This is a genomic window from Pseudomonas kielensis, from assembly GCF_030505375.1.
GTDB classification, from domain to species: domain Bacteria; phylum Pseudomonadota; class Gammaproteobacteria; order Pseudomonadales; family Pseudomonadaceae; genus Aquipseudomonas; species Aquipseudomonas kielensis.
In genome coordinates this window covers 2315312-2328911 of the sequence record NZ_CP130043.1, presented here as the reverse complement: position 1 = coordinate 2328911, position 13600 = coordinate 2315312, and the positions used below count along the sequence as shown (strand labels likewise).

Annotated in this window: 8 protein-coding genes; 7 read left to right on the top strand and 1 reads right to left on the bottom strand. The window is 61.4% G+C overall.

Translation table 11 applies throughout. The annotated features are described in order from the left end of the window. Window positions 1-257 precede the first annotated feature (257 nt). Window positions 258-986, top strand: a complete 729-nt coding sequence (locus tag Q1W70_RS10705) for a zinc metalloprotease (protein WP_302098815.1) — start codon at window positions 258-260, stop codon at window positions 984-986. A gap of 96 nt (window positions 987-1082) precedes the next feature. Here the strand turns inward: Q1W70_RS10705 and Q1W70_RS10700 are convergent, their stop codons facing one another. Then, window positions 1083-1994 carry a LysR substrate-binding domain-containing protein gene (locus tag Q1W70_RS10700; protein ID WP_166589321.1) on the bottom strand — a complete coding sequence of 304 codons (912 nt, stop codon included), beginning with the start codon at window positions 1992-1994 and terminating at the stop codon, window positions 1083-1085. A 180-nt stretch (window positions 1995-2174) separates the two neighbouring features. Between Q1W70_RS10700 and aspA the strand changes: the two genes are divergently transcribed. From aspA to Q1W70_RS10670, 6 genes are all read left to right on the top strand, one after another. Beyond that, window positions 2175-3599, top strand: coding sequence for an aspartate ammonia-lyase (gene aspA, locus Q1W70_RS10695; RefSeq protein ID WP_265536968.1), 1425 nt, complete (start codon window positions 2175-2177; stop codon window positions 3597-3599). Window positions 3600-3958: 359 nt separating this feature from the next. After that, the gene (locus Q1W70_RS10690) at window positions 3959-5407 is read left to right on the top strand and encodes an alanine/glycine:cation symporter family protein (RefSeq protein WP_166589322.1); all 1449 of its coding nucleotides are present in this window, start codon (window positions 3959-3961) and stop codon (window positions 5405-5407) included. A 79-nt stretch (window positions 5408-5486) separates the two neighbouring features. Continuing rightward, the gene (locus Q1W70_RS10685) at window positions 5487-6491 is read left to right on the top strand and encodes an asparaginase (RefSeq protein WP_166589323.1); all 1005 of its coding nucleotides are present in this window, start codon (window positions 5487-5489) and stop codon (window positions 6489-6491) included. Between the two features lie 145 nt (window positions 6492-6636). Next, window positions 6637-7629 carry an AraC family transcriptional regulator gene (locus Q1W70_RS10680; protein WP_166589324.1) on the top strand — a complete coding sequence of 331 codons (993 nt, stop codon included), beginning with the start codon at window positions 6637-6639 and terminating at the stop codon, window positions 7627-7629. A gap of 159 nt (window positions 7630-7788) precedes the next feature. After that, complete coding sequence (locus Q1W70_RS10675) at window positions 7789-8817, top strand: histone deacetylase family protein (protein ID WP_302098814.1); 1029 nt, start codon at window positions 7789-7791, stop codon at window positions 8815-8817. Window positions 8818-9005: 188 nt separating this feature from the next. Next, window positions 9006-13586, top strand: a complete 4581-nt coding sequence (locus Q1W70_RS10670; RefSeq protein WP_302098813.1) for a DUF6543 domain-containing protein — start codon at window positions 9006-9008, stop codon at window positions 13584-13586. Window positions 13587-13600 lie beyond the last annotated feature (14 nt).

Here is a 13600-nt window from a genome sequence, read left to right as displayed (position 1 = left end):
TCAATCGCCAGTTTGACCCGACAATCCACTTCTAGCCCCACTTGAAGCCCATGGGCCAAGTCCTGCAAGAGCAATCAACACGCCAAAACATACCGACGATTAACACTCACACTTTCCTGCCACGCCAACACCGCGCAACAACTTAGCGTTAACTAATTACCGCGCCGCGTTATAGCCAATGCTATAGCTTAAATAACAGCCCCCACCACAACGTGTTACTTGCGCCGCACGCGAGCCGACTTTACTGGATTATAAACATGCGAAAACTATCGACAGCTCTATACGCAATTATTTGCACCCTGACGATCAACTTAAACAGCCTCGCAATGACCGAAACAGACACGCAAAACCAGGAGGATGGCGCCACCTTGACAATATTTGCGATCTACCACGACGACGTGCCAGCCGCAAAAAAAAGTACTATCCACTCGGATTACATAGAGCCTTTTACCAAAGAATTTGAAAGTATAACCGGGCGAAAAATCCGCGTGATCGTTGATCAAGACAAACCACCATATAGCAACTTCGACTACCGAAAAAGCAACACCAGCGAGACTATCCTTGAGTGGCTGATATTATCCAATCGTTATAAACAGGAAAGAGATGAAAACAATGAATCCCTCTATTCCTACAATGATCGAGTGATCTTGATCACCAATAACCTGCTGGCTGGAAGTTCGCTGCTCGGAGGGACAGCCGGCATCGCCTTTGCAGGGACTCCGGCCGCTATCGCATCACTGGGCTCAAAACGGACCCTAGGTCATGAACTGGGTCACACCTTCAATGCCATCCACGCAGATGGCGAAATCAAGTACAACGGCTGGTGGTGCGAAACGTTCATGTACACGCCGCGTCTTCCCTTGCGAGCGGATTGCAACGTGTTCAGCCAAAGCAACCGACAACGCATCAAGACCTATGTCGACAGCCTGTTTGACGGACTCAACGTGCATGAGATTCCAGAGGAAGATATCACCATCCTGGACTGAGCATTGGCAGGGGAATGCCAACCGTCACAGCGATAAAGACCAGAAGAGTGAAAGCCGCACTGGCTTTCACTCTCTATCCGGCGTCAGAAGCCGGCCTCAGGCGGTCGAGCTCGCCGCCCCACCTTCAAGCTTGCGCCACAACAACCGCACGTTGGCTTTGCGCACCAACGCACAGCGGTACAGGCGAATTTCCAGCGGCACATGCCATTGCGGACCGCCGCAAACCACCAGTTCGCCGCGTGCCAGTTCCGCGCGCACACTGAGCTGCGGCACCCAGGCAATGCCCAACCCCTCCAGGGCCATGCTCTTCAAACTATCGGCCATGGCGGTTTCGTAGATGGTCGTGAAGCGCAACGCGCGCTGGCGCAGCAGCATGTTTACCGACCGTCCGAGAAAGGCCCCAGTGCTGTAGGCCAGTAGCGGCACGCTGGTTTCGCCTTCGAGATCGAACAGCGGTTGGCCCTCGGCATCGGCCGCGCACACCGGGAGCATCTCGGTGTGGCCCAGGTGCAGCGAAGGAAAGATCTCCGGGTCCATTTGCATGGCGGCATCCGGGTCGTAGAACGCCAGCATCAGGTCACAACCGCCCTCGCGCAGCGCATGCACCGCGTCGCCGACGTTGGTCGCCACCAGGCGCGTGGCGATGTTCAGGCCTTCGTTGCGCAATTGCGCGATCCAGCGCGGGAAGAACCCCAGGGCCAGGGAGTGCGCGGCCGCCACCTGCATGACCTCGCCCTGGCCGCCTTCAAGGTGGTGCAAATGCCGCAGCACTTCGCCCAACTGCTCGACCACGGTGCGTGCGGTCACCAGAAACAACTGGCCGGCCGCCGTCAGCTCGATCGGCGTGCGCGAGCGATTGACCAGTTGCAGGCCCAGCGCGGCCTCCAGGCTGCGGATTCGCCGGCTGAACGCCGGCTGGGTGACGAAGCGTCGCTCAGCCGCCTGGGAGAAACTGCGGGTGGCAGCCAGGGCACTAAAGTCCTCCAGCCATTTGCTTTCCAGATTCATCAGGTCCTCCCGGACACGCACCATTTTAGGTCACACGCTCGCCGCTCGGGCGGCGTCACATCGGCATTATGCCGAATACGCATAGGCCAGTGTTTAACAGCATTGGCCCAAAATTCTCCACAAGCCTAGCATTCACAGCGTTCCGGCACAGACCGGGTCCATATCGAGATGATTTCTATCATGTCCTCCGCTGCATCTTTCCGCACCGAAAAAGACCTGCTTGGCGTACTCGAAGTACCGGCTCAAGCGTACTACGGCATCCAGACCCTGCGAGCGGTGAACAACTTCCGTCTCTCCGGCGTTCCGATTTCGCATTACCCGAAGCTGGTTGTGGGTCTGGCAATGGTCAAGCAGGCCGCTGCTGACGCCAACCGCGAGCTGGGTCACCTCAGCGAAGCCAAGCACGCTGCCATCAGCGAAGCCTGTGCCCGCCTGATCCGCGGCGATTTCCACGAAGAATTCGTGGTGGACATGATTCAAGGCGGCGCTGGCACTTCGACCAACATGAATGCCAACGAAGTGATCGCCAACATCGCGCTGGAGGCCATGGGCCACCAGAAAGGCGAGTACCAGTACCTGCACCCCAACAACGACGTGAACATGGCGCAGTCGACCAACGACGCTTACCCAACGGCCATCCGCCTGGGTCTGCTGTTGGGTCACGACGCCCTGCTCGCCAGCCTCGACAGCCTGATCCAGTCGTTCGCCGCCAAAGGTGAAGAATTCGGTCACGTCCTGAAGATGGGTCGTACCCAGCTGCAAGACGCCGTGCCGATGACCCTTGGCCAGGAATTCCGTGCCTTCGCCACCACCCTGGGTGAAGACCTGGCACGCCTGAAGACTCTGGCTCCGGAGCTGCTGACCGAAGTCAACCTGGGCGGCACCGCGATCGGTACCGGCATCAACGCCGACCCGCGCTACCAGCACCTGGCCGTTGAGCGCCTGGCCCTGATCAGCGGTCAACCGCTGGTACCGGCTGCCGACCTGATCGAAGCCACCTCCGACATGGGCGCCTTCGTGCTGTTCTCCGGCATGCTCAAGCGCACCGCGGTCAAGCTGTCGAAGATCTGCAACGACCTGCGCCTGCTGTCCAGCGGCCCACGCACCGGCATCAACGAAATCAACCTGCCAGCGCGTCAGCCAGGCAGCTCGATCATGCCAGGCAAGGTCAACCCGGTTATTCCGGAAGCCGTCAACCAGGTGGCGTTCCAGATCATCGGCAACGACCTGGCCCTGACCATCGCGGCCGAAGGCGGCCAACTGCAACTGAACGTGATGGAACCGTTGATCGCCTTCAAGATCTTCGACTCGATCCGCCTGCTGCAACGCGCCATGGACATGCTGCGCGAGCACTGCATCATCGGCATCACCGCCAACGAAGCCCGCTGCCGCGAACTGGTCGAGCACTCGATCGGCCTGGTCACCGCGCTGAACCCGTACATCGGCTATGAAAACGCCACCCGTATTGCCCGTATCGCGCTGGAAAGCGGCCGCGGCGTACTGGAACTGGTGCGCGAAGAAGGCTTGCTCGACGAAGAAATGCTCGCCGACATCCTGCGCCCGGAAAACATGATTGCCCCGCGTCTGGTGCCTCTGAAGGCCTGATGCTGTAACACCGCTCACCAGGTCGAGGGACTAGACACCTCTCACCTTTTGAGGGCCTGGAGATCATTCTCCAGGCCCTTTTTTTTACCGATGAAAACCTCCGTGTGGAATTGGGGCTGAATCCTTTAATCACGTTTTGCAGACGTGTGCGCCATGGATAGGTATAGTGCCGCCCCTCTTCGCAGGAGCGGTCGTCGGTAGCGAGACCCAACCCATGCGAAACCCGAACTAATAACAAACCCGCGATATGAAGCCGGGACAAACACCGCTTGGCCTGTAGTGCTGCGCACAAACAGGTGTAACGGAATGTGTCCGACTGGCCAGCATTTGCCTACACAAAAAACAGCGAGGAACACTCCATGCTCGAAGTCATCAACGACTTCCTCTCAGGGAAAGTACTGATCGTGCTCATTGTCGGGCTCGGTGGTTACTTCACGATCCGCTCGCGTTTCGTTCAATTGCGTCACTTTTTCCACATGTTCGCGGTGTTCCGCGACAGTCTCAAAAGCAGCGCTGGCCAGCTCAGCTCGTTCCAGGCCCTGATGCTCAGCCTCGCCGGCCGTGTCGGTGCAGGTAACATCGCCGGGGTCGGCATTGCCGTGACCCTCGGCGGCCCGGGCGCGGTGTTCTGGATGTGGGTGACCGCGCTGGTCGGCATGTCCAGCAGCTTCTTCGAATGCTCCCTCGGCCAGCTCTACAAGCGCTGCGACTCTGAAGGCCAGTACCGTGGCGGTCCGTCCTACTACATCCAGCACGGCCTGCAGAAACGCTGGCTGGGGATGATCATGGCGTTCCTGCTGCTGATCACCTTCGGCTTCGCTTTCAACGGCCTGCAAGCCCACGCCGTGACTCACTCGCTGAACAACGCCTTCGGCCTCGACACCACCTACACCGGCCTCGGCCTGGCGGTGCTGCTGGGCCTGGTGTTCGTCGGCGGGATCAAACGCATCGCGGCCATCGCCGACCTGCTGGTGCCGGTCAAGACCCTGGCCTACATCGCAGTGACCCTCTACGTGATCGTGCTGCAGTTCGACCAGGTGCCGGGCATGCTGATGACCATCGTCAAGAGCGCCTTCGGCCTGGACCAGGCCTTCGGCGGCCTGGTGGGCAGTGCCATCATCATGGGCGTGAAACGTGGGGTATTTGCCAACGAAGCCGGCCTGGGCAGCGCGCCCAACGTCGCCGCCGTGGCGTCGGTCGAACACCCGGTCGCCCAAGGCGTGGTCCAGGCGTTCAGCGTGTTCCTCGACACCTTCATCATCTGCACCTGCACCGCGCTGCTGATCCTGCTGTCGGGTTTCTACACCCCAGGTTTCGAAGGTGACGGCATCGCCCTGACCCAGAACTCCCTGGCCGCGGTTGTCGGCGAGTGGGGCCGGGTATTCATCTCCGTGGCACTGGCGTTGTTCGTGTTCACCTCGATCCTCTACAACTACTACCTGGGCGAGAACAACCTGCGCTACCTGATCGGCGACAACCGCAAGGCCCTGATCGGCTATCGCGCCCTGGTGCTGGCCCTGATCTTCTGGGGTGCCATCGAGAACCTCGGCACCGTGTTTGCGTTCGCCGACATCACCATGACCATGCTCGCGTTCGTCAACCTGATCGCGCTGTTCCTGCTGTTCAAGGTCGGGATGCGCATCCTGCGCGACTACGATGACCAGCGCGCCGCCGGCATCAAGACCCCGGTGTTCGACTCCAGCAAGTTCCCCGACCTGGACCTGGACCTCAAGGCCTGGCCCGCCAACCCGCCCGCCGCGCCCCAGGCTCAGGCAGAGCTGAAAGGCGTGACCGCAGCGCAACGCTGATCGGTATAAACGACGGGCGCATCCCCTGCGCCCGTCAGTTAAAGTGCTCCCACCTGTCACCTCTTGCGGAGACCTGCACATGATTGCCAATACCTACCCCGCCGCCCAACACGTCATGGTGCTCTACACCGGTGGCACCATTGGCATGCAAGCCAGTGCCCACGGTCTGGCTCCGGCCTCCGGCTTTGAAACGCGGATGCGCGACTACCTGCACAGCCAGCCCGAACTGGTGGTGCCGCAGTGGCGGTTTCGTGAAATGGCGCCGCTGATCGACAGCGCCAACATGACCCCGGACTACTGGCAGCGCCTGCGTGAAGCCGTGGTCGAGGCGGTCGAGATCGACGGCTGTGACAGCGTGCTGATCCTGCACGGTACCGACACCTTGGCGTACAGCGCAGCGGCCATGAGTTTCCAACTGCTGGGCCTGCACGCCCGCGTGGTGTTCACCGGTTCCATGCTGCCGGCCGGCGTGACCGACAGCGATGCCTGGGAAAACCTCAGCGGCGCCCTGGTCGCCCTCGGCCAGGGGCTGGCACCGGGCGTACATCTGTACTTTCACGGCGAACTGCTGGACCCGACCCACTGCGCGAAAGTGCGCAGCTTCGGTCGGCATCCGTTCAAACGCCTGGAGCGTCAGGGTGGCGGCGAAAAGGCCGGTGGCATCCCGACACCGCTGAACTATAACCAGCCCAGACAACTGGCGAAGGTCGCGGTATTGCCCTTGTTCCCGGGCATCGATGCCCAGATCCTGGATGGCCTGCTCGCCAGTGGTATCCAGGGGTTGGTGCTGGAGTGCTACGGCAGCGGCACCGGGCCAAGCGATAACCCGCAGTTTCTTGCCAGCCTGGAACGGGCCCGGGACAAAGGCGTAGTGGTAGTGGCCGTCACGCAGTGCCATGAAGGGGGTGTCGAGCTGGACGTGTACGAAGCCGGGAGTCGGCTGCGAGGCGCCGGCGTGCTTTCGGGTGGCGGCATGACCCGCGAGGCGGCATTCGGCAAGCTGCATGGGCTGCTGGGAGCCGGGCTGGAACCCGCTGAAGTCCGGCGGTTGGTCGAGCTCGACCTGTGTGGCGAACTCAACTGACACACCGCCCACCCCCAGAGCTGTCTTGCCAGCGATAGCGGTGTTGCCTGACACAGCGCTTTCGCCGGCAAGCCAGCGCCTACGGCGTTCGTCGCCAGGCACATAACTTGCTGCCTATTCCAGTACCCCATCGCTGGAATTACCCATGCTGCACTCCCACCTCACCACGCTCAATGCTGTCTCCCTGGTGCTCAACGCGTTCAAGGCCCAAGGCCCGTCCAGCGAAGCACTGCTGGCCGGCAGCGGCATCAGCATCGCGGACCTGAGCCGGGCAGATACGCGCATCACCACCACCCAAGAGATGCAGGTCTGCGCCAATGCCGTCGCGTTCAAGCGTGATATCGGCCTGGAACTGGGCCGGCGAATGCACGTTTCCTGCTACGGCATCCTCGGTTACGCCCTGCTCACCAGTGCCACCTTCGGTGACGCATTGCGCCTGGCCATTCGCTACCCGGCGCTACTGGGAACACTGTTCGAGCTGAGCCTGGAGGAGGATGGCGAGCGCGTCTGGTTCGTCGCGGCCGATTACCGCGAAAGCCCGACCATGGCGGTGTTCAATGCCGAGTTTTGCCTGGTCTCGTTGAAAGTCATCTGTGATGACCTGCTGGGCCATTCGTTGCCGCTGCGCGGGGCGCGCTTCGAGCATCCAGCGCCCGACTATGAAGCCAGCTACGCCGAGCACTTCGACTGCCCTCTGCATTTTGGCGCGCGCGACACGGCCTTTGCCTTCGACAGACACTGGCTGGAGCAGCCACTGCCGCTGGCCGATGTCATCACCCACCGGGCCATGGCCGAACGCTGCCGCAAGCAGAACCTGGAATTCACCGGACGCCAGGCGTGGCTGGGGCGCATCCGGCAATTACTCAGCGCCCAATTGAACGCCGCGCCAGGGCTTGAAGGCCTGGCCGGGCAGATGAATTGCTCGGCGCGCACCCTGCGCCGCCACCTCAAGGACCTGGGCTGCAGTTATCAGGAACTGCTCGACGAATTGCGCTTCGAGCAGGCCAAGCAAATGCTCTGCGAAAACCAACTGCCGATCTACCGCATCGCCGAGGCATTGGGCTTCAGCGAAACCGCCAGCTTCCGCCATGCGTTCGTGCGCTGGAGCGGGGTCGCGCCGAGTCAGTTCCGCCCCTGAGGACTGTCGTGAGCGATCGGCCGCCACACTGCCAAGGGGCGAATTTCGGTCATCTTTTTTGGCCGTATCAATCCCCTTTTGGCCTTTCCTGTCGTTCTCTGAAACCCTGCGTGCCGCAAGACTGTGTTCAATCGAATCAGCCCTGCGGAGAACAACAACATGCTGACCATCTACTCGGACGATCACCACCTGCACCACGGCCGTTGCGAACTGATCGACGGGCAACTCAAGCCCTGCTTCGAGATGCCGTCACGCGCCGACCACGTGCTGGCACGGGTGCAACAGCAGAACCTGGGGCCGGTCGAGACGCCCAAGGACTTCGGCCTTGAGCCGATCGCGCGCATCCACAGCCGCGACTACCTGGACTTCTTCAAGGGCGCCTGGGCGCGCTGGACCGAGTTCAACACCGACGGCGATCTGCTGCCCTACACCTGGCCCGCCCGCACCCTGCGTGCAATCAAGCCCACCAGCCTGCACGGCCAGCTCGGTTACTACAGCTTCGACGGCGGCGCTCCGATCACCGCCGGCACCTGGCAAGCGGCCTATAGCGCTGCACAGGTCGCCCTGACCGCACAGGCAGCCATCCAGGCCGGTGCCCACAGCGCCTTCGCCCTGTGCCGACCACCGGGACACCACGCCGCGGGCGACTTGATGGGCGGTTACTGCTACCTCAACAACGCCGCCATCGCCGCCCAGGCGTTCCTCGACCAAGGCCACAAAAAGGTCGCGATCCTCGACGTTGATTACCACCACGGCAATGGCACCCAATCGATTTTCTACGCGCGCAGCGACGTGCTATTCACCTCGATCCACGGCCATCCTGAAGCCGAGTTTCCTTTCTTTCTCGGCTACGACGATGAACGGGGCGAAGGCGCGGGTGAAGGGTTCAACTTCAACTACCCCTTGGCGGCCGGCAGCGGCTGGGACACCTGGAGCGCGGCGCTGGAACAGGCCTGCAAAGAGATCGAAGGCTACGGCGCCGACATTGTCGTCGTGTCCCTGGGTGTCGACACCTTCAAGGATGACCCGATCTCGCAGTTCAAGCTCGACAGCCCGGACTACCTGGCCATGGGCAAACGTATCGCCAAGCTCGGCGTGCCGACCCTGTTCGTCATGGAGGGCGGTTACGCGGTCGAAGAAATCGGCATCAACGCCGTGAACGTTCTGCAAGGTTTTGAAAACGCTTGAAGCGCAAGTAATCCAATAAGAGGGTTCAAAGCCGACTGGCTCCTGCCGCTCCCAGACCTGCGCTCGCGCAGGTCTTTTTTTGCCCGCGATACTTCTTTACCGCCTATGCCGCCCTGCCCGTCACTACCTTGCAATGGATCGCGCACCCACCCCTCCAGGGTGCCTGCTGCCCCCACAAGGACGTGACCATGACTGAAGCTTCCACCCCCCCTTCTGTACCCGACCTTCCACCCGATCAAGATGCCCTGCTCACCCAATTGGTGGCCGGCCCCTCGATCCGGGAAGTCGCCACCCACGCCCTGCAACCCGCCTTGAAAACCCTGTACCCGCAACTGTCTATCGACCCCCAACTGGCGATGGTGGTCACACCGACCTGGACCTCGCACGATCATGCCGTCGTCCCCGGTCCGCGACATTTCGAATCGCTGACCGATGCCCTGGTACGCCACGGCGTAGCGGGTTCGCCGGTGGTCTACCTCGATGGCGAGCACTACCTCACCCTGCATCCTCTGGAGCAGACGCCCGCTCAACTGCCCGTGCGCATTGACGCCATCGGGCAGATGCTGAACGAGTTGGTGCCGCTGCTGTTTGTCGCGTTTCAAGAACAGCAGGTCGATTACTGGAACCAGTTCACCAGCGCCTCGGCACCGCGCTGGAAAGAATTGTCCAAATCCCTGCGCGGGTTCTGGAACACCCATACCCACCCAAAATGGAGCAACGATCTGTGTGCGATGGCCCGCAACCTGTTCGCCTACCCGGAAAAGACTACCCGCGCGCTTCACGACCGTTATCGGTCGCGTGCGTGCCTGATCGACCTGGACTATCTGGATGAGGGGGTTGCCAACCACCTCAACATTCTCGACATGGCGGTACTCATTGGAACGCTGGGCAACCGCACTTTAATTCTCAGTCACAGCATCACCAGTGGGTTCCAGGCATACGACTCCCTGGAGGAACTAGGCGAGTCCTTGCAGGCATACGTCGATGAGTCGACACCGGGCAATGCCCTGCAATGGCGATTGATAGAGCCCGAAGGCAATTACTTCGACCATCTGGCGTGCAACCTGATTGCCCTGCAGGCCGATTCGATTGGCGCGCTGGCGAACAATCGCCAAACCCCGAATCCTGACCTGGCCCCCCACATCAGCCGTACGCAAAACGAACTCGACCCGACGGACAAACAGGCACCTTCGCGATTCAATCGGGTCGAGCAAGCACTGCCGGACTGGATGGCCCACGCCTCATCCCGAGACCTCAGTGCTTACAGCCGTCACCTGTTGGACCTGGTAACCGTACAGGAGCAAAACGCCGGACAGTCCTTTCAGGACGGTATCAAGCCAATCCGCGAGTTCGCCCTGGAAAAGCTGCGCGATGCCATGCTCACAGAACATGCCGATGCCGCAGGACTGAACCTGGCAGACATCGAAATCGTGGTCGACAGCGTGGTGGTCTGGGGCAGCTTTACGCCGCTGGCGGAGCCTGAGCGCACCACCCTGAGCCTGGTCGACCTGGCGCTGCAGAATCTGATTGCGTTGCCGTTGGGCAACAAGTCCGTGCGCAGCGCCAGCGCCAAGGCACTGCCCGACTGGATGACGGTGAGTTACCTGGAGGCGCTGATCGTCAGCGTCGACATCGGCAAGACCTACCCGGCCCTGATCAAAAGCAAACTGCTCGACGATCCGCTGGACAGCTTGCGGCGCCAGAACCTGTTCACCAGCCACCTTCGCGTCGAGCTGCCGCTGCAGGCCTTGCAACAGAAGATACGCGCGCAGGCCGGTATCGATGAGCTGGGTTACCGCTACGTCGCCGCCGTGGTCCAGGTACTCGACGCCAATCGCTGGGTCGATGGCCAGGAGATCGTCATTCGCCCACTGGCTTTCACACCCGGTTGGCGCATTGGAAACTCGACCGACGAAGTGGCCAACATGTTCGTGATCGGGCCTCGGCAGATGGATAAGGGGCCATGCCTGCTGTACCGCCCCATGCGCGAGCGGCCCCTGAGCCAGCACCCGACGCCGGCCAACCTGATTTATGCCATCAAGCATTCCCCGACACTGCGCCGAGACGTACTCGCCTGGCTGCCGGACGCGGCGCGCGCCAATTACACCAACTACGTGTTCACCGGAGACCGGCCTTCGGTCTGGACCCTTTCACAACTCCTGGCCGACCCTCTGACCCCCTTGCAGATGGGTGGCACGTTGGCCCTGGGTTCTCGGGTCCTGGCCGGCGATTACCTGGCCACGCTGTTCAAGGCCAACGTCAACGCGCTGGTAGAACTGGCACAACGACAATCGGTGTCCAACGCGCAGAATCGCTGGGACAGCTTCAAGCGTGCTGCCTGGTTGATGCTCAACGCAGCGTTGCCCTTTCTTGGCCGAACGGTCGGGACAGCCGCCTGGATCTGGCAAGTGCTCGATGACGTCCAACAAACCGTCGATGCCGCGGATACCGGCAACAGCGCACAACAGAAAACCGCCCTGACCGATCTGTTGCTGACCCTGGCCATGGTCCTCGCCCACCACGCCAGCACACGCAAACCGACGGCCCGCCGAATCGAAGAAAAGACGCCCGCAACCCGAGCAACCGAGGCCCAGGAAAAACCGGCAACCGCCCGCATGAGCCTTGTTCAACAGCCTGATGTCATCGGCGAACATCCTGCACAACACCGCACATCCGTAGCCACCGACGCCGCCCTGAACCTGAGCAAAGCCCTGGATCGCTTCGCAATCACCCGGCCCGATCACCTCACCGGACCTGTCGCTGAAAACACGGTTCATCGCGGGCTCTACCGTCACGGGAACCAGCACTACGTACCTGTGGGTGAACGCTGGTTCAAAGTGGCCGTCAAGGACACGGGCGACGTCGAGATTATCGACACTCGACAGTCCCCTGTGCGCAGCGGTCCCGGGTTGATCCGCAATGCCCGCGGCGAGTGGTTCATCGATACCCGCTTGCGCCTGCGGGGTGGCGGTTTATCGAGTCGGCGCCAGGCGCTGAAACAGAAAAACCGAGCGCGCGTCACCGAACTCAAAAAGCAACTCGCCGAATTTGATAACGAGCGGGAACGGGCGAGCACCGAGCTCAAGGACGCTCACAACGCCATGAAGCCGCTCAGCGGTGATGCACGCCTGGCAGCGCAAACGCAGTTTCTTGAGACGCTCGAGCGTCGGACCCAGGAGTACACCACACCCATCGAACAGCTGAAATCGCTGAACCTGCTCGACACGGTGCCCAACTACCGAGCGGCCATGGTCGAAATGCTCGGCACCCAGCTGTTCTTCAACCAGACATGGCTCGATCAGCGCAGTCCCGTCTTCGCCCAGACCCTGTCGAAAACCCTGGCACTGCTTGAGGCCGAAGAAACGACAGCGGGGGCTGCCGAGCGCGCAACCTACCGGAAAATGATCGACCTGAGCGAGGAGATGATCGGCAAAATCGAGTTTGCTCACGCGCGTTTCCAGGAGTTGAGTCGACTGGGGCGAAACGCTGCGCAGGTCATCAGCACCTATCAGGCAAAATTGCCCAGGTTCAGCCTTAACGATCTCAAGGCGCTTCAGGTCTCACTGGCCCGCGAGGTCTGCCTCAAAGCACCCACCAACGCTGCGCTGATCGACGCTCAACACTCATTCGAACGCCTGCTCGACACCACCAATCTGGTGATCCAGACCTCGCAGGAGTTGATGCTGGAGGAAACGGCCTGGGTGGCGGGCGAGCGCACGGAGGGCCTCAGCGGGATGCTGGAGCAGTTCGCCGCCGTCGACCAGGCACTCGAAGACTTCGCCCTCGACCACAAGGACGCGGTGCTGGAGCAACCCTTCAAACACCTGCGGATGCGGGTCAGCGAGTTCCAGCAGGCCACCGAGGGTTACCTGGCGCAGTTGCTCCGTGAGCAACTGCCACTGGAGCCCCGGCCCGGCCCTTCAAGACCGGCGCCCGTGTCGCGCAAACGGGTGATCAAGACCCGCTTTCGCGGCACGGTCGTGGGCGAACTCCGCCCCTCGGCACCGGGACAACCGATATTGCTGGATGTGAAAGCGCCCATGACCGGCGACGTGATTGCCACCTTTCACGAAAAAACACCCGGGGTCTGGGTTGAGCGAGTACAGCCCAGGCGTCGTCGCCCGACCGTACAACTACCCGATCTCCCGGCGCAGATCGCCCAAGGCCGGACACTGCTTGATGGCGTGGAAAGCTTCATTCGGCAAACCGAAGCGAGCGCGAAAAAACCGGGACGCATCCCCGTAGAAATCGAGGAACTGTTCCAACGCAAAGCCGACCTGCTCGACGAGGCTGCCAGGAATCTGGAGCAGGCCCGGATCAACGCCAACAGCACCGGCAAGCCGGCGTCCGAAATCGCGGAACTCAACGCGGCACGCGATCGACTGAACGCCGAGGGTTACCGGATACGGGTCGAGATGATCAAACAGCAACCCCCCACAGCCGCCCGTATCGAATGGCTACTCGCCAAGAATGAAATCGACATTGTGTCGGGGGGGCAACGACGCCGGCTCAAAGGCCCGCGTCGGGATTACTTGCAGGAGTATGAGATTCGCGAGCGCCGCGGCGGGCAAACCCTGTGGTACGCGCACTTCCACTACCCCAGCCAGGACGCGCCGCTCAATGCGTTCACCGCCGCCCACCTGAAACTGCGCGATCAGCGATTTCTGGCCGGTGCATTGGACGTGCGCACGGCCAGCAGCGCCCAGATGATCGCCATCTATCGCAGCGAGATCAGCCCCCACCTGGCGCACTCACTGTTCTTTTCGTAAATCCCGGACGTCAA

Bases quoted from the DNA above. Each gene is read 5' to 3' on its own strand.
- Q1W70_RS10705 (WP_302098815.1), top strand. From the start codon at position 258: ATGCGAAAACTATCGACAGCTCTATACGCAATTATTTGCACCCTGACG.
- Q1W70_RS10700 (WP_166589321.1), bottom strand. From the start codon at position 1,994: ATGAATCTGGAAAGCAAATGGCTGGAGGACTTTAGTGCCCTGGCTGCC.
- aspA (WP_265536968.1), top strand. From the start codon at position 2,175: ATGTCCTCCGCTGCATCTTTCCGCACCGAAAAAGACCTGCTTGGCGTA.
- Q1W70_RS10690 (WP_166589322.1), top strand. From the start codon at position 3,959: ATGCTCGAAGTCATCAACGACTTCCTCTCAGGGAAAGTACTGATCGTG.
- Q1W70_RS10685 (WP_166589323.1), top strand. From the start codon at position 5,487: ATGATTGCCAATACCTACCCCGCCGCCCAACACGTCATGGTGCTCTAC.
- Q1W70_RS10680 (WP_166589324.1), top strand. From the start codon at position 6,637: ATGCTGCACTCCCACCTCACCACGCTCAATGCTGTCTCCCTGGTGCTC.
- Q1W70_RS10675 (WP_302098814.1), top strand. From the start codon at position 7,789: ATGCTGACCATCTACTCGGACGATCACCACCTGCACCACGGCCGTTGC.
- Q1W70_RS10670 (WP_302098813.1), top strand. From the start codon at position 9,006: ATGACTGAAGCTTCCACCCCCCCTTCTGTACCCGACCTTCCACCCGAT.